This is a genomic window from Allobosea sp. LjRoot90 (assembly GCF_964254315.1).
In the GTDB taxonomy this organism is placed as follows: Bacteria; Pseudomonadota; Alphaproteobacteria; order Rhizobiales; family Beijerinckiaceae; genus Allobosea.
The window spans coordinates 283,953-306,504 of the sequence record NZ_CAXUTF020000002.1 but is presented as its reverse complement, the minus strand read 5'-3'; the positions used below and the strand labels follow the sequence as shown (position 1 = coordinate 306,504).

The window sequence follows — 22,552 nt, the reverse complement described above, 5'->3', positions numbered from 1 at the left end:
CGTCAGTCGCGCCGGAAGATCACCGTCGCCAGCCAGCCGAACAGCAGCGCGAGGACGGCGGTCGCCAGGCCATAGAGGAACGGCCGCTCATGCGCCGCCGACGCCATGCTCTGTTCCGCGCCGGTCTTCACCACTTCGAAATTGGTGGTCTGGCGGGCCAGCACCGAGCCGCCGGCATAGAGCAGCACCTCGACCTCATAAGGTCCGGTCGGCGCGGTCGCCGGAATCTTGATCTGCGAGCTGAACAGGGCCGGCGACAGGAAGGTGATGCCGCGCTCGTCGAGCGAGTAGAGCTGCTTGCCTTGGAGGGTTCGGATCAGCGCGTCGCGATAGCGGCCGATATCGAAGTCGAAATCGAAGCCGGCTTGCGAGCGCTGCGCATTGGCAAGACCGATCCGGTCGCGCCGCGCTGCGTCCTCCGACAGGATCTCCTTGATCGGCCGGTTGGTCGCGACGGAGAGATAGATCGAGCGATCCGGGAAGCGCCGCTGGGTGCGGTTGATCCAGATCGGACCGACACGCTCCTTCTCGCGCACGATCAGCATGCGCTGCGGTCCGCGCACGGTGACGACGATGTCGAAGGGGTCGGCGCGCGCCACCGAGCGGCCATCGCGCTCGACCAGGCCAAATATGGCGAGCTGGTCTCCGGTGAAGTTGGAGGCGATCGCGATCCGGTGGGTCGACAGCGCCGCGATCAACGTCTCGGCCTTCGCCGGGATGGTGGCGAGCGCAGCGAGGCAGGTTGCGACCAGGGCGAGCGCCGCGTGTCTCATCGCTGCGCTCCTTCCGGCACGACCACCGAATAAGGTTCGTTAGGCGGCAGGAAGAGATCGACGGCGAAGCGCAGGCCGACAGAGAGGATCAGCAGCGCCAGCAGCAGCCGGAACGACGAGACGTTGAGATTGCGCGCTGCGCGGCCGCCGAACTGCGCGCCGATGACGCCGCCGACCAGCAGCAGCATGGCGAGGATGATGTCGACCGATTGGTTGGTGACCGCATGCAGCACCGTCGCGCCTGACATGGTGACCAGGATCTGGAACAGCGAGGTGCCGACCACCACGGCCGGCGGAATCCGGAAGAAATAGATCAGCGCCGGGACGAGCATGAAGCCGCCGCCGACACCGAGCACGGCGCCGATGAAGCCGATGATGACGGCGAGGCCCGCGATCGGGATCACGCTGGCATAGAGCTGCGAGCGTGGGAAACGCATCCGCAGCGGCAGGCCCATCCAGGGCGGGTGCGAGCCGGCCTCACGGCGCAGGCGCGCCGGCTTGCCGGCCCGGTCGCGCATCGCGGCGCGGACCGCGTCGAACAGCATCAACCCGCCGATCAAGGTGAAGAGCGTGACATAGGACAGGGTGATGACCAGCTCGAGCTGGCCGAGGCGCCGCATCGAGTTGAAGAACAGCACGCCCATGATCGTGCCGAACAGGCCGCCCGCGACCAGGATGCCGCCGAGCTTGAAGTCGAGCGCATTGCGCCGCCAATAGGTCAGAACGCCGGTCATCGACGAGCCGGCGACCTGGGCCGCCACGGTCGCGACCGCGACGGCCGGGGGGATGTCGAGGAAAATCAGCAATGGCGTCAAAAGGAAGCCGCCGCCGACGCCGAACAGACCCGAGATGAAGCCGACCGCGCCGCTCAGACCAAGGACGAGGAAAACGCTGATCGGCAGTTCCGCGATCGGGAGATAGATCTGCACTCTTCCAAACCCCGTCCGCCGTCGACGCCTTCACGCCGGGCATGGTCCGCAGAAGTGGACACCACTTTTGCGACGAGAACGTGCCCGATCTGCCGGACCGGCGCGAATTCCCGTCGCCCGGCCGGTTCCGGCCGAACGGAACACGCTGCAGCGTCGAGATCACGACGCTACAGCTGAAACCTTTTCAATTTGTGCAGTTCTGAGCTGCTCTTGGACGCCCGTTACGCGGGCTGCACTACGAGGGCTCAGCCGCGGCCGGGCTTCGCCGGCTTCTTGGCGGCGACCGGCTGCTCGTCCCAGCCCTTTGCCGGCGGGGTGACCTCGTTGGCGTTCGCCTCGAGCGGCTTGGCTTTCCAGCTCTCCGTGGCGGCCTTGGCCGCGGCAAGATCGCTCGCAGACAGCCGGCCGGCCACCTCGTCGCGCTTGCGCCCCGCGTCCTCGTCTCCCTGGGCGGCGGCGATCGCGAACCAGCGATAGGACTGGCCGAGATCGGCTGGCGCGCCGAGGCCCCGGCCGAGCAGGATGGCGAGGTTGTACTGGCTGTCGCGTACGCCATGCTCGGCCGCGCGGCGGAACCATTCGGTCGCCGTGGCATAGTCCGGCTTGCCGCCGGCGCCTTCGGCGTAGAGCACCGCGAGATTGTGCATCGCCTTGGCATTGCCGCGCTCGGCGGCGCGGCCATACCAGACCTTGGCGAGAGCCGGGTCGCGATTGGTGCCGATACCCTTCTCGAACATGTTGCCGAGCCGGAACTGGGCGGGCGTGAGGCCGGCGACGGCCGCGCGCTCGAACAGGCGCAGCGCCAGCTTCGGGTCGCGATTGGCCGGTGCGTCGGCCGCCTGGGCGGCGAGCTGGTAGACGGCGCGCGCATCGCCTGCGAGCGCCGCCTTGCGCAGGCCGGCGCTGCCGAGCGCTGCCGGCAGATCGCCGATGCCGGTGACGGTCTCGGTCGCCTCGGACGGGCTCTGCAGAGGCAGTGCGGCGACCAGGGAGGGCACCGTGGCAGCCGGTGCCTCGGCGCTCGCTGCCGGCAAGGTCGGTACAGGCGCGAACGCGGCCGCCTGCGCCGGTGTCGTGCCGATCTGCAGCGGGGGCAGGGCGGAATTCTGATCCTTTACCGGCGGAGCCACCGGCTCAATCGGGGCGGACTGCGGCGTCGGCTTGATCGCCGGCATCTCGGCAGGCGCGGCCTTGGAGGGGGCGGTCTGGATGCTTTCGTTCGCCACTTGCTTCTTGGCGGCCTGCTGAGACAGGTAGGTCCCGGCAGCACCGACCGCCAGGATAAGCGCGGCGAAGCTGAGCAGCAGGGGCCGCCGGCGCTTCTCCATGATCTCCTTGAGACGCCCGCGGGATGCAGGCTTGCCGGGCTTGGTCGCCTCGGCCATGGCGGCCGGATTGGCGGAGGCCGCCTCGCTGGCGGCCTTGGCGGAGCGCCGTGCCGCGGCGATCAGGCTCTGGCGCACGGCCTGGGGATCATTGCCCTGCGGGGCGGGCGCATCGGGGCGCGGCCGGCCGGAGCCGGGTTCCAGCGGCAAGTCGAGCCCGCTTGTGCGCGGCAGCCGCGGCTCGGCGGCGAAGCGCTCGGCCATCATCGGTGCGGTGAGGGCGGGTGCCCTGGCGTCTTCGGCCTCAGTAGGAACTTGAGCCCGGGATACCGGCGCGCTGCCGCGGCGGCTGCGGTCGACGCCGAGCTCGGATTCGAGATCGCCGAGGCGGCCGATAATGGTCTCCAGCGTCCGGTGCACCGCGCCGATCGCATCCTGCGTCTCGCGCCCGGCCGAGACATTGGTCTCGCGCAGGCCGGTCATCAGATCGCTGAGCTCGGACAGGCTCGCGCCGCGCGAAGGCGCCAGATCGGCCATGGCAGCCCGTGCAGCGCGCTCGGCGGTGACCGCGGTGTCCTCGCGCATGCTCTGCAGGTGAACGACGAGATCCTGCAGCGTCCGCTCGATGCCGTTTTCGGCCGTACGTGTCGCCGCCTGCTCGTCGAGCCGCCGCGTCAGGCCGGCGATCTGCTGTTCCAGCGCGTCGAAGGAATCCGAGCCGGCGCCCGGCCGGCCGGCCTCGTCGAGCTTGGTCGCAAGGCCGCGCAGCATCTCCTCGACCGGCCGCATGTCGACACGCGCCAGCGGGGTGCCGCCATCGTCGACCATATGGGCGAGGGTGCTCGAGGCGGCGAGCTGCTCGACGCGGCTGGTCAGCGCCTCGATCCGGTCATCGAGCCGGCTCGGGGGCTTGTCGGCCAGGTGTTCGAGCTTGATCACCAGGGCTTCGATGCGCTCGGCCAGTTTGTTGGAGACCGGGCGTCCGCTGGCGTCGAGCTCGCCGAGGCGGGCAATCAGCTGATCGACCTGGCCATCGATGACGGAGGTCTGCATCGCCGGCAGGGAATCGATTTTCTGGGCGAGCGTTTCGACCTGGCGTGACAGGGCCAGCATTGGCCCGCTGTCACCGGCCCGCTCGCGCAGGCGGTCGGCATGCAAGGTCTCGCGGACATCTTCGATCGCCAGAGACAGGCCGTGCAGATCGCGGGTGTCCTCGCGCATGCGGCCGACATCCGAGGTCAGCGCATTGAGCTGCAGCGAGAGGTCGTCGAGCCGCCGCCCGTCGGTCGCCGAGACGACGTCGCGCAGCTCGGCGATCTCGCGCAGGATCGGCGCCACCGTCTGGTGGTCGCCACCGCGCGTGGCGAGCGCATCGACCTTGGCGGCGAGATGGGCGATCTCCAGCTCGAAGCGGTTGTAGCTCTCGTTCGAACGGGACTCGGCGAGGCGGCTGATCTCGGCTTCGATCCGCGCCAAAGGCTTGAGGACCGGATCGAGCCGGTCGCGCCCGTCGAAGCGATCGAGCCGGGTGCCGAGCTCACCGATTGCGCGCTCCAGCGGCCGATAGGTGCTGCGCTGATCTTCGGCGCGTGGCGCGGGTTGCGGGGCCGGGGCGATCCGGTCGCTGAATTGCCTGAGATCGTCGCGCAGGCTCGCGAGCGACGGCGCAGGGCTCGGGCGGTCGAAGACGGCAGCGCGCGCATCGCCGTCGAGTGTGCGCTGGCGCGAGCGGATATCGGAAACGGCGGCAGCAAGACCATCGCGGCTCAGCACCGGACGCGGCGGCTGCGCGACCGGCCGGCGGCTCGCCTCCTCGGCCCGGCGTTCCATCTCGACGAGGCGCTCGCTCATCGCCTTGATGGAATCGGCGATCACGGAGGTGGTGCGTTCCTGCCGCTCCACCGTGGCGCGCTCGCCGTGCGACAGGCGGCTTTCGGTGCGCTCCATCCACTTGGCGATCGAGTCGAGGGCGCTTGCCGTCCTGGCATTGCTGTCGCGCGTCAGGCGCTCTGTCATCGCCGCCTGGGTGATGAACGCGTCCATGCGGTCACGCGCGATGTCTGGCCTGGCATTGGCAGCCTGGGGCGCCGCTGCCGTCTGCATTCCCCCCTGGGAGAGGCGGGCGAGGCGCTCCGACAGCGCGGCAATATCCTGCTCTTCCGCATCGCCTGCAGCGTCGACCGGTTCGCCGGCCTCTTCGCGAATCTTGCTGTCGAGCCATTCGCCGAGCGTCATCCCGGCCCGGCGAGCAGCAGTCTTCGCCGCATCGCGTGTGCGCGGGTCGACGCCCTTGACGCTCCAGGGCAGGCTGGTCGCCATGTCACGTTCGCCTCGAGGGGCAGGTCTTTGCTAAGCGAGCGCGCTGCCCCCTCATACGGCGGCGCCCCTGCGAACTCGGTATTCATGAACATCGGGTTGATGCGGCCGATACCGGAGTTCGCGGGAACGACTTTTCGCAGTCACGGTAAACAGAGCGTTAAGATCGGTGGGACGGACGTTAATTTTGTCCAAACTTGCGCCGGGACAGCCTCGCTGGTGCACGCTAATGGGGGGCATAACTGTAACTTACCCCCAAACGGAGGCGGATAACGTGACGTAAGGGAGCCGCGCCCCTACATTGCCGGCAACGCAGGAGTGCCTTCCGATGGGTCAGGCAGCTCCGCCCCGCAACCCGCAAGGATCAGATATGCCGCGCCAAGGCTCAGCTCTGGCGGCCACACCGAGTCACGACGGCCGCTCCGCCTCCCCTCAGACGACGAACGACACCGACGCTGGTGGCTTCGCCATCAGCGACCTCGCCCGCGAATTCGGCGTGACCCTGCGCACATTGCGCTTCTATGAATCGCGCGGCCTGCTCGCGCCGGCTCGCTCGGGCCTGACCCGGATCTATTCCGGCCGCGATCGCGCCCGTCTTTCGCTCATCCTCAAGGGCAAGCAGCTCGGCTTCACCCTGGTCGAAATCCGCGCCATGCTCGCCAACGAGGAAGGCAAGGAGATCAAGGGCAAGGAGCCGTCCGCCTCGGTCGGCGGCCTGTTGCTCAGCCGCGGCCAGATCGCCGAGCAGCTCGAATTGCTGCGCAGCCAGCGCGTCGAGATCGAGGCCGCCATCGCCGAGCTCGAGACGACCCTCGCGCGCCTCGACGCCTGAAGCGATCCGGTCGCCTGACCGGCCCTCCGCTGAGATCACGATGCCCCGAACCTCGCTGGTTCGGGGCATTTTTCGTTTGCAAGCCTATCGCTGCTGGCGCCAATCTCTCCTGGCAGCGCTGTCCGGGCGAAAAAGTTGAGGTGGCCCCTTGGCAAGTTGCGACCAGATAGTTTATATATGAACTATTCCGAGGCGCCGCTGTCATATAAAGCCGGCAAGCTTCGTCCAAGATCGTTGTCAAAACGCCAGGGAGGGATGCGATGCCGGTTTACAAGGCACCCGTCGAAGACACGCTGTTCCTGCTCAACGACGTCTTCCAGTTCGAGCGCTACAACAACCTGCCGGGCTTCGCCGAGGCGACGCCGGACCTGGTCGAGGCCGTGCTCGGCGAGGGCGCCAAGCTCTGCGAGGAGGTGCTGCAGCCGCTCAACCATTCCGGCGACAAGGAAGGCTGCAAGCGCAACGACGACGGCTCGGTGACGACGCCGAAGGGCTTCAAGCAGGCCTATGAGGCCTACGCCGCCGGCGGCTGGGTCGGACTCGCCATGGACCCCGAATATGGCGGCCAGGGCCTGCCCTATACGCTCGGCGCGATCATGAACGAGTTCTCCTCCTCGGCGAACATGGCCTTCTCGATGTATCCCGGCCTGACCATGGGCGCGATGGCCGCGCTCTATGTCCACGGCTCCGACGAGGTGAAGCGCACCTATCTGCCGAAGATGGCCGAAGGCACCTGGTCGGGCACGATGAACCTGACCGAGCCGCATTGCGGCACCGATCTCGGCCTGATCAAGACCAAGGCCGTCCCGAACGGCGACGGCACCTATGCGATCACCGGCACCAAGATCTTCATCTCGGCCGGCGAGCAGGACATCACCGAAAACATCGTCCACCTCGTGCTCGCCCGCATCGAGGGCGCCCCCCAGGGCGTCAAGGGCATCTCGCTCTTCGTCGTGCCGCGCAACGAGGTTGGCGCCGACGGTTCGGTTGGCGCGAACAACCATGTCTCCTGCGGCTCGATCGAGCACAAGATGGGGATCCACGGCAATTCGACCTGCGTCATGAACTATGACGGGGCCAAGGGCTGGCTGGTCGGGACCGAGAACAAGGGTCTCAACGCCATGTTCGTGATGATGAACGAGGCTCGCCTCGGCGTCGCGATCCAGGGCCTGGCCCAGTCCGAAGTCGCCTACCAGAACGCCGTCGTCTACGCCAAGGACCGCCTGCAGGGCCGCTCCCTGACCGGCGCCAAGAGCCCCGACAAGGCCGCCGACCCGATCATCGTCCACCCGGACGTGCGCCGCACGCTGATGTCGATCAAGGCCTTCAACGAGGCGGCGCGCGCCTTCGTGCTCTGGAACGCGATCAAGTCGGACGTCGCCCACCGCTCGACCGACGCCGCCGAGCGCCAGGCCGCCGACGATCAGCTCGGCCTGATGACGCCGGTGCTCAAGGGCGTGCTCACCGATGTCGGCTTCGATAATGCGGTGAAGGCCCAGCAGATGTATGGCGGCCATGGCTACATTGCCGAATGGGGCATGGAGCAGTTCGTCCGCGATGCCCGCATCGCCATGATCTACGAGGGCGCCAACGGCGTGCAGGCGATGGACCTGGTCGGCCGCAAGCTCGGCCGCGACGGTGGCCGCGCCATCATGGCTTTCTTCAACGAGGTCGGCGCCTTCGTGAAGGAGAACGAGGCCGACGAGGCGCTGAAGCCGCTGCTGGTTTCGCTCGCCGTCTCGCTCGGCCATCTCCAGCAGGCGACGATGTGGTTCATGCAGAACGCCCTCGCCAAGCCGGACAATGCCGGCGCCGGCGCGCATGATTACATGCACCTGCTCGGCCTGGTCTCGCTCGGCTATATGTGGGCGAAGATGGCCAAGGTCGCGCAGGACAAGCTCAAGGCCGGCGCCAATGGCGCGACCGAGCGCATGAACGCCAAGCTCGTCACCGCCCGCTTCTTCATGGAGCGCTCGCTGCCCGAGACCGCCGCCCATCTGGCGCGGATCACCACGGGGGCGGATTCGACCATGGCGCTCGCGCCGGAACTGTTCTGACCGACCGTCATTGCGAGAAGGCCGCAAGGCCGACGACGCAATCCAGAAGCCTCACGCAGACCGCTGGATTGCTTCGCTTCGCTCGCAATGACGGCTAGGCTGCACGCAAAAGTCCACATGGGAGGCCTTGATGGCTGACGCCTTCATCTACGATCACGTCCGGACGCCGCGCGGCAAGGGCAAGGCCGACGGTTCGCTCCACGAAGTCACCGCGATCGAACTGGGCACGCAGACCCTGCGCGCCATCAAGGAGCGCAACAATCTCGACACCAAGCTGGTCGAGGACGTCGTCTTTGGCTGCGTCGATCCGGTCGGCGAGGCCGGTGCCGATATCGCCCGCACCGCCGCGCTCAAGGCCGGGTACGGCAAGGAGGTGCCGGGCGTGCAGATCAACCGCTTCTGCGCTTCGGGCCTCGATGCAGTGAACCTTGCAGCGGCGCAGGTCATGTCCGGCCAGAAGGAGATGGCGATCGGCGGCGGCGTTGAGAGCATGTCCCGCATCGGCATGGGCGCCTCGGGCTTCGGCATCGCGGTCGACCCGTCGGTCGCGATCGACACCTATTTCATGCCGCAGGGCGTCTCGGCCGACCTGATCGCGACCAAATACGGCTTCTCGCGCGACGATGTCGACGCCTATGCCGTGCGCTCGCACAAGCGCGCCGCGGCCGCCTGGCAGGCCGGCCACTTCAACAACTCGGTGATCCCGGTCACCGACGTCAACGGGTTGATCCTGCTCGACCGCGACGAGACCATCCGCCCGAACACCGACATGCAGGCGCTCGCCTCGCTCAAGGCCTCCTTCGTCCAGATGGGCGAGATGGGTGGCTTCGATGCGGTCGCCACCGCGGCGCATCCCGATGTCGAGTTCGTCAACCACGTCCACCATGCCGGCAATTCCTCCGGCATCGTCGATGGCGCTGCGGCCGTGCTGGTCGGCTCGAAGAAGGCCGGCAAGGCATCGGGCCTCAAGCCCCGCGCCCGCATCCGCGCCTTCGCCACCACCGGCTCCGATCTCGCTCTGATGCTGACCGGCCCGGTCGACGTCACCGAACTCGTCCTCAAGAAGGCCGGGATGAGCGTCAAGGACATCGACCTGTTCGAGCTGAACGAGGCCTTTTCCTCGGTCGTGCTGCGCTACCAGCAGGCCTTCGACATCGACGACGCCGTGCTCAACGTCAATGGCGGCGCCATCGCCATGGGCCACCCGCTCGGCGCCACCGGCGCGATGATCCTGGGCACCGTGCTCGACGAGCTGGAGCGTACCAACAAGCAGGTCGCGCTGGTGACGCTCTGCGTCGCCGTCGGCATGGGCGTCGCTACGATTATCGAACGGGTTTGAACCTCCCTCCCTTCCCCCTGGTGGGGAAGGGCCGGGGATGGGGGGCGAACGACCGGGTGAGCGATCACCGAGCGGAACGCCCCCCACCCCTATCCCCTTCCCACAAGGGGGAGGGGAAGCGCCTTACCTGACAACGCCTCCGGCACGGAGGCTCCCCGGAGGGATCGTCCATGAACCTCGTCAATTTCCGCTTCGAGACCGACGCCGACGGCATCGCCACCCTGACCTGGGACATGCCCGGCCGCTCGATGAACGTCATCACCCCCGAGGTGATGGCCGAGCTCGACAGCGTCGTCGACAAGGTCGCCTCGGATGAGGCGATCAAGGGCTGCGTCATCGTCTCCGGCAAGGACTCGTTCTCCGGCGGCGCCGACCTCACCATGCTGCAAGGCCTGCGCGACCTCTATGTCAAGCTCGCCAAGGAGCAGGGCGAGCAGGTTGCGATGCAGCGCTTCTTCGACGAGAGCCGCAAGCTCTCGTTGCTCTACCGCAAGCTCGAAACCTGCGGGAAGCCGTTCGCGGCGGCGATCCATGGCGTCTGCCTCGGCGGCGCCTTCGAGCTCGCGCTTTCCTGCCAGCTCCGGGTCGTCTCGGACGATGCCTCGACCCGCGTCGGCCTGCCCGAGATCAAGGTCGGGCTGTTTCCGGGCGCCGGCGGCACCCAGCGCGTCTCACGCCTGATGCAGACCGGCGACGCGCTGCAGATGATGTTCAAGGGCGAGCAGATCAAAGCGCTGCCGGCCCGCAATTCCGGCCTCGTCCACGCGGTCGTGCCGCGTGACCAGATCGTCGCCGCCGCCAAGGAATGGCTCAAGGCCAATCCGCAGGCCAAGGCGCTCTGGGACGATCCGAAGTTCAAGCTGCCGTCCAACAAGGTCCATTCGCCGGCTGGCATGCAGATCTGGCCGCCGGCCAGCGCGATCTACCGCCGCGAGACCAACGACAACTACCCGGCCGCCCGCGCCATCCTGAGCGCCGTCTATGAGGGCCTGCAGTTGCCGATCGACCTCGCCCTCAGGGTCGAGAGCCGCTACTTCGCCAAGATCCTGCGGACGAAGGAGGCGGCATCGATGATCCGCTCGCTCTTCGTCTCGATGCAGGAGCTGAACAAGGGCGCCCGCCGTCCGGCCGACGTCCCGGCTTCGAAGCTGAAGAAGGTCGGTGTCATCGGCGCCGGTTTCATGGGCGCCGGCATCGCCTATGTCACCGCCAATGCCGGCATCGAGGTCGTCCTCGTCGACAAGGACCTCGAGGCGGCCGAGAAGGGCAAGGCCTATTCGCACAAGCTGATCACCGACCAGATCACCAAGGGCCGCGCCAAGACCGCCGACCGCGACGCGCTGCTCGGCCGGATCAAGGCCTCGGCCGACTATGCCGACCTCAAGGGCTGCGACCTGATCGTCGAGGCGGTGTTCGAGGATCCCAAGGTCAAGGCCGAGGTCATCGCCAAGGTCGAGGCCGTGGTCGGTCCGAAGACGATCTTCGGCTCCAACACCTCGACGCTGCCGATCACCGGCCTCGCCGAGCACAGCGAGCGGCCGAAGAACTTCATCGGCATCCACTTCTTCTCGCCGGTCGAGAAGATGCTGCTGGTCGAGATCATCATGGCCAAGAAGACCGGCAAGAAGGCGCTCGCCATGGCGCTCGACTTCGTCCGCGCCATCAAGAAGACGCCGATCGTCGTCAACGACACCCGCGGCTTCTACGCCAATCGCTGCGTCGGCAACTACATCCGCGAGGGCCACCTCATGCTGATGGAAGGCGTGCCGCCGGCGATGATCGAGGCCGCCGGCAAGCAGGCCGGCATGCCGGTCGGCCCGCTCTCGCTCAATGACGAGGTCGCGGTCGATCTCGCCTACAAGGTGCTGAAGGCGACCAAGGCCCAGCTCGGCGAAGCCGCTGTCGATCCGGCGCAGGAAAAACTCCTCGCCGAGATGGTCGAGAAGCACGGCCGCCTCGGCCGCAAGAACAAGAAGGGCTTCTACGATTATCCGGAAGCGGGCCCGAAGCGGCTCTGGCCTGGCCTCGCCGAGCTCACCAAGAACAAGCTCGAGCCCGAGCTGGTCGACATGGAAGAGCTGAAGCACCGGCTCCTGGTCACCCAGGCGCTCGAAGCGGCCAGGACCTATGAGGAAGGCGTCGTCACCGATCCGCGCGAGGCCGATGTCGGCTCGATCATCGGCTTCGGCTTCGCGCCCTATAGCGGCGGCACGCTCTCCTATATCGACAATATGGGCGCAGCCGCCTTCGTGAAGCTCTGCGAGGGCCTCGCGAAGAAGCATGGCGAGCGCTTCAAGCCGAACCGGCTGCTGAAGCGCATGGCCAAGACCGGCGAGAGCTTCTACGGCAGCGCCGAGAAGAAGGCGGCGGCCTGATCAGGCGAAGAGCCGCTCCTTCAGGAGCGGCTCCAGCCAGTCGGCGAAGACCTTGAGGCGGCGCGACAGATGCTGCCGGTGCGGATAGAGCAGGGCGACCGGCATCGGCTCGGCCCTGTGCTCCGGCATCACCTCGATGAGGTCGCCCGCCTTGAGATGCGTGGCGACGTCATAGGCCGGGATCTGGATCAGACCCAGCCCGGCGAGGCAGCAGGCGATATAGGCCTCGGCGCTGTTGACGGTGACGCGGCCGGCCATGGCCCGGCTGTGCAACCGCTCGCCCTCCAGCCATTGCCAGTCCTCGACCGCGCCGGTCGACGGCGAGGCATAGTGCACCGCCTCGTGCCGTGAGAGGTCGTCTGGGCGCTCCGGTACCCCATGCCGGGCGAGATAGGCCGGGCTCGCGACATTGATCAGCCGGAGTTCGCCGAGATTGCGCGCGATCAGGCTGGAATCGCTGAGTGGCCCGACGCGCAGCACGCAATCGACGCTGTCCTCAATCAGATTGACCGCGCGGTCGGTGACACCGAGCTCGATGGCGACGTCCGGATAGTGCGCCAGGAAATCGGGCAAAGCAGGGGCGATGATCAGCCGGCCGATCCGGCCCGGCACATCGATCCGGAGCTTGCCGGCCGGCCCATCGGTGGCGCTGCGGAACAAGGCTTCCGCGTCTTCAACATCGGCGATCAGCCTGAGGCAGCGCTCATAGAAGGCGAGCCCGTCCTGCGTCGGCGCGACATGGCGGGTGGTGCGGTGGAGCAGGCGCGTCCCGAGCCTGTCCTCCAGCAACCGGATCGCCGCCGAGACCGAGGAACGCGGCTGGCCGAGCGTCGCCGCGGCGCGGGTGAAGCTGGCGCATTCGACGACGCGGGCGAAGGTGGCGAAGAGGTCGATCCGGTCCATTGCTGGACGATGCGATTGTTTGTTCTGGCTGACAAGTTATGTCAGCTTATCCAGCTTTATCGAGACAATCGGCCAACTACCTTGTTGCCAGGGCGAGAGACGCTCGCAGCGACAGCAGGAGGCAAGGCCATGGCCGACCACGCAATCAAGGGCAAGACCGTCATCATCGCCGGCGGCGCCAAGAATCTCGGCGGGCTGCTGGCCCGCGATCTTGCCGACCATGGCGCCAGGGCGGTGGCTGTTCACTACAATAGTGCCGCGACCAGAGCGGATGCCGACGCGACCGTTGCCGCCGTGAAAGCTGCTGGTGCTGAGGCTGTCGCCCTTCAGGCCGACCTCACCACTGCCGGCGCGGTCGAAAAGCTCTTCGCCGATGCGGTCGCCGCGCTCGGTCGGCCGGATATCGCGATCAACACCGTCGGCAAGGTGCTGAAGAAGCCGATGGCCGAGATCAGCGAGGCTGAATACGACGAGATGGCCGCGGTGAATTCGAAATCGGCCTTCTTCTTCCTCAAGGAGGCCGGCAAGGCGCTGAACGACAACGGCAAGATCACCACGGTGGTGACCTCGCTGCTCGGCGCCTTCACACCCTTCTATGCCGCCTATGCCGGCATGAAGGCCCCGGTCGAGCACTTCACCCGCGCCGCCTCCAAGGAGTTCGGCGAGCGCGGCATCTCGGTCACCGCGATCGGCCCGGGCCCGATGGACACGCCCTTCTTCTACCCGGCGGAAGGGGCGGACGCGGTCGCCTATCACAGAACCGCGGCGGCGCTATCGAAGTTCTCGAAAACTGGTCTCACCGATATCGAGGACATCGTCCCCTTCATCCGCTTCCTCGTCTCGGATGGCTGGTGGATGACCGGCCAGACCATTCTGGTCAACGGCGGCTACACGACGAAGTGAGCGCAGTGGGCCGGGCAGACTTCTGATCCGATCGCGATATCATTCTTGTGAGGAGTAAGGCGTAGCAACCTAGGGAGCGTAGAGTGCGCCCACCTGGATTGTTACGCTGCACTTGCAATGACGCTTCAGTCGCGGAAAGCGTTACGATCTCGCCATGCCTGTTCGTCCGATCCTGAGCTTTCCCGATCCGCGTCTGCGGCTGCCAGCGACGCCGGTCACGCGCTTCGACGCGGATCTGCGTGCGCTCGCCGAGGATCTGCTCGAGACGATGCGGGCGGCGCCGGGCATCGGCATCACGGCGCCGCATGTCGGCGTGCTCTCGCGACTCGTCGTGCTGGAGCTGACGCCCGGGGAGGCCCGCACCTATGTCAATCCGGAGCTGGACCAGGTCTCGCGCGAAACCATCCGCCATACCGAGGGCAGCGTCTCGATGCCGGGCGTCACCGACGAGCTCGAACGCCACGCCCGCATCCGCGTGCGCTATCAGGATCTTGGCGGCATGGAGCAGAGCGAGGACGCGGACGGCCTGCTCGCCATCTGCCATCAGCACGAGATCGACCAGCTCGACGGCACCTTCTGGATCGACCGCCTGTCCCGGCTCAAGCGCGACAGGCTGATCGCCCGCTACAACAAGCTGCGGCGGGGCTGAGCCTGCCGGCTATTTCGCCAGCCCGCCGAAGACGAACTCGTCGGCCAGCTTCACCGAGGTCTGCCAGCCATCCGGACGGTTGTAGTTGCCGGCGGTGATCGCGATGACAAGGTCGAGGTCCGGTGCGACCAGCAGGCGCTGGCCGCCATTGCCGAAGGCGCCGTAGCGCACCGACGGCGTGCCGTAGCGCGGCAGGTACCATTGATAGCCGTAGTGGAGCCCGCCGCCGGTCTTGGTCCGCGAGGTCAGGCTCTGCGTCAGCCAATCGGCGGGCACGACCTGCCGGCCCTCATGGACGCCCTTGTCGAGCAGGAGCTGGCCGATGGCGGCGAGGTCGCGCGGACGCAGGCGCAGGCCCGAAGCCGCCGCCTCCTGTCCGTCGAAGCCGTTGGTCCAGGCGAAATTGTGGATGCCGAGCGGCGCGAACAGGCGGCTCGATGCGAACAAGCCGAGCCGCTGGCCGGCGCCTTTGGCGATGAGGTGGCCGAGCAAGGCCGTTGCCCCGCCGCTATAGGTCCAAGTCTCGCCGGGCGGACGGATGATCGGTCGGTCGAGGACGAAGCGGTAGCGGTCGGGCGCCTGCTCCATCGCGATCTCGCTGTTGCGCGGGTCGCTATAGGGCAGGGATTCGTCCCATTCCAGGCCCATCGTCATCGTCAGCACGTGCTCGATCCACAGCCGCTGGCGGGCGGGGTCGGAAGCGAGGTCGGGATAGTCCGGAAAGCTCGCCAGCAACGATGCCTCGGGCTTCGGCACCAGCCCCTCTGCCAGAGCGATGCCGTAGAGGAGGCCGACGATGCTCTTCGACACCGAGCGCAGGTCGTGCATCTCGTCGGCGTTGAAGGCGATGACGCCGCGGTCCGTCCCCCAAATCTCGTCGGCGCCGGGGAAATAGCGCTCCAGCGCGATCTTGCCGTGCCGGAGCACGACAAGGCCATGCAGGCCCTTCAGTTCGCCCGCGGCGAACGCCTTCTCGATGCGTTCGCCAGCGTCTGGCCTGAAGCCAGCCTCGCCCAGCGACAACTGCGCCCACTGGCGGATCGGGACCTGTGCCGCGGCGGGGCGCGCCAGCAGCGCGGCGCCGGTCGCAGCGAGAAAAACGCGCCGGTCCATGGCGCCGGAACGCCTTAGTTCGCCACAGCCCGGATCACCCGGCGCAGCTTCTCGACCAGTTCCTCGACCTGGGCTTCCGTGATGATCAGCGGCGGCGAGAAGGCGATGGTGTCGCCGGCGGTGCGGACCATCAGGCCCTCATCGCGGAAGAGGCGGTCCATCGCCTCATAGGCGCGCTTGCCGACACCCTCCGCCCGTGGCGCGAGGTCGATGGCGCCGACCAGGCCGAGCGTGCGGATATCGACGACGTTCGGCTCGCCCTTCAGGCTCATCACCGCATCGGCCCAGCTCTCCTCCATCGCTCGGGCGCGCTCGAACAGGCCCTCTTCGCGATAGATGTCGAGCGTTGCCAGGCAGGCCGCAGCCGCCAGCGGGTGGCCGGAATAGGTGTAGCCGTGGAACAGCTCGATGACGTTGTCCGGTCCGCCCATGAAGGCATCGTAGACGTGCTTGCGCACGATCACGCCGCCCATCGGCACCGTGCCCGAGGTCACGCCCTTGGCGAAGGTGATCATGTCGGGGATGACGCCGTAGCGCTCGGCGGCGAAGGCGAAGCCGAGACGGCCGAAGCCGGTGATGACCTCGTCGAAGATCAGGAGGATGCCGTGCTTGTCGCAGATCTCGCGCAGCCGCTTGAGATAGCCCTTCGGCGGCGGCAGCGCCCCGGTCGAGCCCGCCATCGGCTCGACGATCACGGCGGCGATGGTCGAGGCGTCGTGCAGGGCGACGACGCGCTCGAGATCATCGGCGAAATGCGCGCCATAGTCCGGCTCGCCCTTGCTGAAGGCCTGCTTCTCGCGATCATAGGTATGCGAGATATGGTCGGTGCCGGTCAAAAGCCCGCCGAAGAATTTGCGGTTGTTGACCATGCCGCCGACCGAGATGCCGCCGAAGCCGACGCCGTGATAGCCGCGCTCGCGGCCGATCAGCCGGGTCTTTGAGCCCTTGCCCGAGACGTTCCAGTAGGCGAGCGCGATCTTCAGCGCCGAATCCGCCGCTTCCGAGCCGGACCCGGCGAAGAAGACGTGGTCGAGATCGCCCGGCGCCAGCGCCGCGATCCGCGCCGCAGCGGCGAAGACCTTGGGGTGGCCGTACTGGAATGAGGGGGCGTAGTCGAGCTCGCGCGCCTGCGCCTGGATCGCCTCGATGATCGGCTCGCGGGCGTGGCCGGCATTGCAGCACCAGAGGCCGGCCGTGCCGTCCATCACAGGTTTGCCCTCGGGCGTGTAGTAGAACATGCCCTCGGCCCGGGCGACCATGCGCGGGTTCTGCTTGAACGACCGGTTCGCCGTAAATGGCATCCAATAGGCTTCGAGATCGTTCGGCGAGCTGATGGCGCGCGGCGCAGAGGTCATGATCCGGTCCTATTTAGTTTTTTAAAGCTTCCTCAACCTAGCAGCGCGGTCGGGGCTGTAAATCCGCATCGGCTCGGGGCATGCCTGCGTCCGGCGGGCGGCGGCCTGTCTGCTGGTGTAAGGTGACGTAACGTCGTTTGTGGCGTAGGCTCAATAAGGGGTTAACACTGGACTACGCCCCGATGGCCGAGGATGTCGCTGGTCCGGACGGCAACGAGCCCATCGCGGCGGAGCAGATCCGTGCGCAGCTCGATCGCGTCCTCGCGTCGGATATCTTCCGCAGCGCGCCGCAGCTGACCGCCTTCCTGAGCTATGTCGTCGAGCAGGCGCTGGCTGGCCGCGCCGGCGAGCTGAAAGGCTATACCATCGCCGTCGAGGCGTTCGGCCGCTCCGCCGATTTCGATCCGCAATCCGATCCGATCGTCCGGGTCGAGGCGGGGCGGCTGCGCAAGGCGCTCAACCTCTATTTCGCGGCTGACGGCGTGCGCGATCCGGTCCGGATCGCGATTCCCGTGGGAGCCTATGTGCCGAGCTTCTCGTGGCTCGCGGCGTCCGGGCCGGAGTCGGTCGCGGTGCTGACGAATGCGGAGCGGGCCGCCATGCCGGTTGCAGCACCGGTACGGCTCCGGTTCTATGCAGGCGCCGCAGCGCTGCTGGCGGCCCTGATCGGGCTTGCGACCTGGCATTTCTCCGAGATCGAGCCGAAGGCCGGAGCGGCGTTGTCGAGGGGCGAAGCGCTCGCACCGCGGCCAGCCTTGTCCGTCGCGCGGGAGCAGGCGGCCTCGGAACCGGCCGCCGAGCCGGTCACGGTGGCGGCGAGCCTGCCAGTGGTCGCCGTCGTCGTCGCCGGCGACATCGCCGACCCTGCGATCGAGGATGCGACGCGGCTGTTCATGCGCCATCTCGTCGACACCATGGCTCGTTTCGACGACCTGCTCGTGGTCAAGACGCCAGGCACGGCGCTGCGACCGGAGGAAGGGGCCGATTATGTCCTGACCCTCAACACCGCGCGGGCCGGCGACAAGGTCGAGGGCTTCGTGCGGTTGAGCACTGCGAAGGATGGGCGCATCGTCTGGACGACATCCGGCGAGCGCAGCCTTGCCGCGCTCGGGGACGGTGCGGAGCTGCGCGAAATGGCGCAGCGGCTGGCCATCCGCCTCGCCCAGCCTTACGGCATCCTGCATGCCGACCTCAGGCTGGCCACGCTGCCGCCCGCGACCAGCTGTATCTATCAGGCGCTCAATGTCCGCCGGCACATGCGGGCGGAAGACCACCTCGCTGCCCGCAGCTGCCTCGATGCGCTTATCGCGCGTGATCCCGAGTTCCATCCGGCCTGGTCGCATCTGGCGCTGCTCACCACGGACGAATACGCCTCCGGCCTGAACGTCCGCTCCGGCTCGCCGCTCGATCGCCTTCTTGCCGCTGCGGTCAATGCCGTGCGACTGGCGCCGGTGAGTGCGCGGGCGCACCAGGCGATGATGGAGGCGCAGTTCCTGCGCGGCATGACGGAAGAGGCGCTCAAATCGGGCCGGGAAGCGCTGGCGCGCAACCCTTACGATCCCGACATCATGGCCGATCTTGGCGCACGCTATGTCCAACTCGATCGCGCGGCAGAGGGGCTGCCACTGCTCGAGCGCGCCGCCGCCCTGAGCAATGGACGCCCCTCCTGGTACGACGTCTATTTGTTCCTGGCGGCCCACCTGACCGGCGCCAGCAAGCTTGCCGAAACCCAGGGCGCCTTGATCAAGTCGGACGAGACCCCGCTCGGCTTGATCGGGCGCGCCGTCGCGAGTGCTGCCACCGACGATCGTGTCGATCTGGCCGAGGTCCTGCGGGTGCTCGGGCAGGCCGAGCCGCTATTTGCCCTCGATTCGCGCCTCTATCTGAACCGCAAGGGGTTCTCCCCGGCTGCCAGCGACCGCATTCTCGCCGCCATCGGGCAGGTCGGATTGCAACCGCGTTAGCACGGGTTTCTGTGTACTTCTCCGGACGCGCCTACAAGATTTGTCGAAGGGCCTCGCAGGCGATGAATCCGGCCGCTACTCTGTGCTGGTCGCAGCTGATTCGTAGCGTCGCGTTTCCCCTCAACCCCTTGCGCGATTTCAGCCCTTGGCTCGCATCCGCCTCAGCGCTCTCTCTCCGGCCGCCAGCGGCGTCGCCGGCTTTTCGTTGGGCGCCGCCGCCATTTTGCTGCTGCCGGGGAATCTCGCCAACGCGATCGGCCTCCTGAGTGCAGGGCTCGGTCTTGCCGGGGCTGCGGCTCTCGCGCGTCGGGGCCGGGTACAAGAGCGTGAGCAGCTGCTCGCTGCGATCGGCGAGGTCAAGGTCCGCCTCGCCACCAACGCGATCCGCGTGGATACGATGGCCAAGCGCTTCGACCAGCTGCCGATGGCCGAGGCTGATGCTGCGCCCGCCAAGGCGATGCTCCACGAACTGACAGCAGAGGTCGGCCTGCTTGGCGATCTCCTGCAACAGGTCGCGACCACGTTGGGCGAGCACGACGACCAGCTCAGCCGGATCGAAGGGCGGCTCGCCAATCCGCAGCCGCAGCCGGCGCGTCTCGTGGCGTTCACGCCCGAGCGGGCCGAGCCCCGCATTCCGGAGCCCCTGACTGCGAGCCGCCAGGATCCAACCGAGGCCGCGCGGCTTCGTGCCGCCGAGGAGCGCGCCGCTCTGATCAGCGAGGCGCTGGCCAAGGGGCAGGTCGAGGTCCATCTCCAGCCGATCGTCAGCCTGCCGCAGCGCCGGACCCGCGGCTACGAGGCGCTGGTCAGGCTGCGGCTCGACGAGAAGACGTTGCTGCTGCCCTCCGAGTTCCTGACCACGGTCGAGGAGCGCGGCTTCGGGCCGACGCTGGATGCGCTCGTCCTGACGCGCGCCCTCGCCATCGCGCGTCATCTCGGCAGCAAGCCGGGCGAGCTCTTCGTTTCCTGCAATTTCAGCGCGGCGACCTGGGGTTCATCCCGGGCTTTGGCGGCGTTGTCGCGCATCCTGGAAAAATACCACGACCATATCGGCAATCTCGTCATCGAGATGCCGCAGCGCGTCTTCAGGACGCTGGAGCCGGCGAGCCTCGGCCTGCTCGGCGCCATGTCGGCAGGTGGCGTGCGCTTCGCGCTCGATCATGTCTCGGACCTGCGCTTCGATCCCGTCTCGCTGCACGATCGTGGCGTGCGCTTCGTCAAGGCCTCGGCGGCGTTGCTGCTGGCGGAGGCGCGTGGCGGCAAGCTTGCCGACATCGCCATTGGCGATCTCGCGACTCAACTTGCGCGCGGCTCGATTCAGCTCGTGGCCGAGGAGGTCGAGGACGATCCGATGGTCGCCGACATGCTCGATCTCGGCATTGCTTACGGCCAGGGCGTCGTCTTTTCGCCGCCACGTCCGGTCCGTCCCGAAGTCTTCGCCGAGCCGCAACCGGAGGCGGCTCCTGCCGCAGCCTCCACGCTTGCGGTCACTCTAGCACCGGCCGCTTCCGCCGAAGTGGTGGAGCATCCCGCCCTGGCGCAGCCGCCTGCCGTGAAGCGCGTGCCCTTCCGCGATATCCTGCGCCGCGCCACCGCTTGAACCCTCGCTGAGGACGGAAGCGCTGGCTCGATCCGGCGAAGCCGCGTAAACAGGCCGCGCCTGTTTGCTAGGAGTTCTTCGCCCGTGCCGTCATCGACCCGCCTTCTGTCCGGAATTGCGCCCGTCATCGGCCAGTACGAGCTCTGCCTCTGCGATATCTGGGGCGTGGTCCATAACGGCGTTGCGCCCTTCGCTGCGGCTTGTGATGCCCTCGCGAAGATGCGGGCGGCCGGCGTCACGGTCGTGCTGGTCTCGAACGCCCCGCGCCCGCGTTCGGAGATCGCCGTCCAGCTCGGCAAGCTCGGTGTCCCCGGCGATACCTTCGACGCGATCGTCACCTCCGGCGACGTCGCGCGCGATCTGATCGCCCATCGCGCCGGCGAGCCGCTCTATCATCTCGGCCCGCCGCGTGACCTACCGCTCATGGCCGGGCTCGATGCGCCGCGCGTCGGGCCGGACGAGGGGCATTATATCGTCTGCACCGGCCTGTTCGACGACGAGACCGAGACGGCCGAGACCTATGCCGATCAACTCGCCGATTTCGCGCGCCGCGACCTGACGCTGATCTGTGCCAATCCGGATCTCGTGGTCGATCGCGGCGGGCGCATCGTGCCCTGCGCCGGTTCACTGGCTGTCGCTTACGAGAAGCTCGGCGGCAAGGCGATCTATGCCGGCAAGCCGCATGCGCCGATCTACGAACTCGCCATTCGCCTCGGCCAGGAATTGCGCGGCGAGACGGTCGAGAAGGCACGCATCCTCGCGATCGGCGATGCGATCCGCACCGACATCGCCGGCGCGGTCGGGTATGGGCTTGCTTCGCTGATGTGCGTGGCCGGCATCCATGCCGGCGAGATGGCAGGCTTGGAGGAAGAGGCGCTGCGGGGCTGGTTCGGGCGGCAGAGCCACCGGCCCGACTACGCCATGCCGCATCTGGCCTGGTGAGCGAGCATACTCTGGCGCGAATTCTGATCGTTCGACCGTTCCGGTTGAACGGAAAGCGCGCTCAGGCGGCGCAAGCCGCCTCGATCTTCGATTTCAGCGTCTGCGCGTTGAACGGCTTGACGATGTAGTTGTTCACGCCGGCCTTCTTGGCGGCGATGACGTTCTCGGTCTTCGATTCCGCCGTCACCATGATGAACGGCGTCTCGGAGATGGCGTCCTCGTTACGGACCTGGCGCAGTAGCTCGTAGCCGGTCATCGGCTCCATGTTCCAGTCCGAGATCACCAGCCCGTACTTCTTGTCGCGCATCTTGGCGATCGCGGCGGTGCCGTCGGAGGCGTCGTCGACATTCTCGAATCCGAGCTGCTTCAGGAGGTTACGGATGATCCGCACCATCGTCTGATAGTCGTCCACTACCAGGATGGGCATTGACGGATCGACAGCCATGACGGCGCTCCAAGCAAGTAGTCTGCGGCGCCGACGATGCCGACGCGGGCCGCTCTCGCAGAGAGGCGACCTTTGGTCAACTGTGATAGGCGGGCGACGTTTCAAAGCCGTTAACCCGGTCGCGGAGTGACCTTGCGACATGCTACCTTTGGGTGAGGGCGGAACCACCCAACAAGCACCAAAGTTCAATGGTGCGGTGCAGCGAGGTGTGAGACGCTTCCTGCTCAAATCCGGATGCAGGCGGTCCTCCGCCGTGCTGCAGTTGCGAGAGCTGACCGATGATGGCGAGCACGCTCTATCAAGTTCACGCCTTCGAGGATCTGGTCGTTGGGCAGCGCGAGAGCCTGATGCGCACCGTCATGGAGCGCGATATCTCGCTGTTCGCCGATCTCTCGGGCGACGCCAATCCGATCCACCTCTGCGACCGCTATGCCGCCAATACCAAGTTCGGCCAGCGCATCGCCCATGGCATGCTGACGGCGAGCCTGGTCTCGGCCCTGCTCGGCACGCGCCTACCCGGGCCGGGCGCGGTCTATCTCTCGCAGACGCTCAATTTCCTCGCGCCGGTGAAGATCGGCGATGTCGTCACCGCTCAGGTCGAGGTGGTGGAGCTCGTAGCGGAGCGCCGCCGCGCCCGGCTGTTCTGCGAATGCCTGGTCGACGGCAAGGCCGTGCTCGAAGGCGAGGCCTGGGTGGCGTTGCCGCGTACCGCGGCAAAGGGCTGAAGCTCGG

The 22,552-nt window shown here is 67.2% G+C and carries 17 protein-coding genes; 10 read left to right on the top strand and 7 right to left on the bottom strand.

What is annotated here, in order from left to right; genetic code table 11:
- Positions 1-2 precede the first annotated feature (2 nt).
- The 3 genes from ACSQ3M_RS08230 to ACSQ3M_RS08220 form a co-directional block, all read right to left on the bottom strand.
- Entirely contained in the window at positions 3-773 is a 771-nt protein-coding gene (locus ACSQ3M_RS08230) for a TIGR02186 family protein (protein WP_436149579.1), read from the bottom strand.
- Complete coding sequence (locus tag ACSQ3M_RS08225) at positions 770-1,702, bottom strand: sulfite exporter TauE/SafE family protein (protein ID WP_436149578.1); 933 nt, start codon at positions 1,700-1,702, stop codon at positions 770-772. Before ACSQ3M_RS08225 ends, ACSQ3M_RS08230 begins: the two co-directional genes overlap by 4 nt.
- A gap of 245 nt (positions 1,703-1,947) precedes the next feature.
- Positions 1,948-5,346, bottom strand: coding sequence for a hypothetical protein (locus ACSQ3M_RS08220; protein ID WP_436149577.1), 3,399 nt, complete (start codon positions 5,344-5,346; stop codon positions 1,948-1,950).
- A 367-nt stretch (positions 5,347-5,713) separates the two neighbouring features.
- Between ACSQ3M_RS08220 and ACSQ3M_RS08215 the strand changes: the two genes are divergently transcribed.
- The 4 genes from ACSQ3M_RS08215 to ACSQ3M_RS08200 all read left to right on the top strand — a co-directional run bounded on the left by ACSQ3M_RS08215 (position 5,714) and on the right by ACSQ3M_RS08200 (position 11,946).
- Complete coding sequence (locus ACSQ3M_RS08215; protein WP_436149576.1) at positions 5,714-6,175, top strand: MerR family transcriptional regulator; 462 nt, start codon at positions 5,714-5,716, stop codon at positions 6,173-6,175.
- 260 nt (positions 6,176-6,435) lie between these two features.
- A complete protein-coding gene (locus ACSQ3M_RS08210; protein ID WP_436149575.1) occupies positions 6,436-8,232 on the top strand; it encodes an acyl-CoA dehydrogenase C-terminal domain-containing protein in 1,797 nt (598 codons plus the stop codon).
- Between the two features lie 130 nt (positions 8,233-8,362).
- On the top strand, positions 8,363-9,571 hold the full coding sequence (locus tag ACSQ3M_RS08205) for an acetyl-CoA C-acetyltransferase (RefSeq protein ID WP_436149574.1): 1,209 nt from the start codon (positions 8,363-8,365) through the stop codon (positions 9,569-9,571).
- A gap of 170 nt (positions 9,572-9,741) precedes the next feature.
- Positions 9,742-11,946, top strand: a complete 2,205-nt coding sequence (locus ACSQ3M_RS08200; protein WP_436149573.1) for an FAD-dependent oxidoreductase — start codon at positions 9,742-9,744, stop codon at positions 11,944-11,946.
- On the opposite strand, the gene ACSQ3M_RS08195 is transcribed toward ACSQ3M_RS08200, so the two are convergent.
- Positions 11,947-12,849, bottom strand: a complete 903-nt coding sequence (locus tag ACSQ3M_RS08195) for a LysR family transcriptional regulator (protein ID WP_436149572.1) — start codon at positions 12,847-12,849, stop codon at positions 11,947-11,949.
- Positions 12,850-12,978: 129 nt separating this feature from the next.
- On the opposite strand from ACSQ3M_RS08195, the gene ACSQ3M_RS08190 reads away from it, so the two are divergent.
- Both ACSQ3M_RS08190 and ACSQ3M_RS08185 read left to right on the top strand, forming a co-directional pair.
- Positions 12,979-13,752: an SDR family oxidoreductase gene (locus ACSQ3M_RS08190; protein ID WP_436149571.1), complete on the top strand. Its 774-nt coding sequence runs from the start codon at positions 12,979-12,981 to the stop codon at positions 13,750-13,752.
- A gap of 154 nt (positions 13,753-13,906) precedes the next feature.
- Complete coding sequence (locus ACSQ3M_RS08185; RefSeq protein WP_436149570.1) at positions 13,907-14,401, top strand: peptide deformylase; 495 nt, start codon at positions 13,907-13,909, stop codon at positions 14,399-14,401.
- Positions 14,402-14,410: 9 nt separating this feature from the next.
- Here ACSQ3M_RS08185 and ACSQ3M_RS08180 read toward each other — a convergent pair whose 3' ends face one another.
- Positions 14,411-15,514: a serine hydrolase domain-containing protein gene (locus tag ACSQ3M_RS08180; RefSeq protein WP_436149569.1), complete on the bottom strand. Its 1,104-nt coding sequence runs from the start codon at positions 15,512-15,514 to the stop codon at positions 14,411-14,413.
- Between the two features lie 14 nt (positions 15,515-15,528).
- A complete protein-coding gene (locus tag ACSQ3M_RS08175; protein ID WP_436149568.1) occupies positions 15,529-16,869 on the bottom strand; it encodes an aspartate aminotransferase family protein in 1,341 nt (446 codons plus the stop codon).
- Between the two features lie 182 nt (positions 16,870-17,051).
- Here ACSQ3M_RS08175 and ACSQ3M_RS08170 point away from each other — a divergent pair, with 182 nt between their 5' ends.
- The 3 genes from ACSQ3M_RS08170 to ACSQ3M_RS08160 all read left to right on the top strand — a co-directional run bounded on the left by ACSQ3M_RS08170 (position 17,052) and on the right by ACSQ3M_RS08160 (position 21,375).
- Positions 17,052-18,833, top strand: a complete 1,782-nt coding sequence (locus ACSQ3M_RS08170) for a hypothetical protein (protein ID WP_436149567.1) — start codon at positions 17,052-17,054, stop codon at positions 18,831-18,833.
- Positions 18,834-18,978: 145 nt separating this feature from the next.
- Positions 18,979-20,433: an EAL domain-containing protein gene (locus tag ACSQ3M_RS08165; RefSeq protein ID WP_436149566.1), complete on the top strand. Its 1,455-nt coding sequence runs from the start codon at positions 18,979-18,981 to the stop codon at positions 20,431-20,433.
- A gap of 84 nt (positions 20,434-20,517) precedes the next feature.
- Entirely contained in the window at positions 20,518-21,375 is an 858-nt protein-coding gene (locus ACSQ3M_RS08160) for a TIGR01459 family HAD-type hydrolase (RefSeq protein WP_436149565.1), read from the top strand.
- Positions 21,376-21,436: 61 nt separating this feature from the next.
- Here ACSQ3M_RS08160 and ACSQ3M_RS08155 read toward each other — a convergent pair whose 3' ends face one another.
- Complete coding sequence (locus tag ACSQ3M_RS08155) at positions 21,437-21,820, bottom strand: response regulator (RefSeq protein ID WP_126113555.1); 384 nt, start codon at positions 21,818-21,820, stop codon at positions 21,437-21,439.
- 278 nt (positions 21,821-22,098) lie between these two features.
- On the opposite strand from ACSQ3M_RS08155, the gene ACSQ3M_RS08150 reads away from it, so the two are divergent.
- The gene (locus ACSQ3M_RS08150; RefSeq protein WP_436149564.1) at positions 22,099-22,545 is read left to right on the top strand and encodes a MaoC family dehydratase; all 447 of its coding nucleotides are present in this window, start codon (positions 22,099-22,101) and stop codon (positions 22,543-22,545) included.
- Positions 22,546-22,552: the final 7 nt, after the last annotated feature.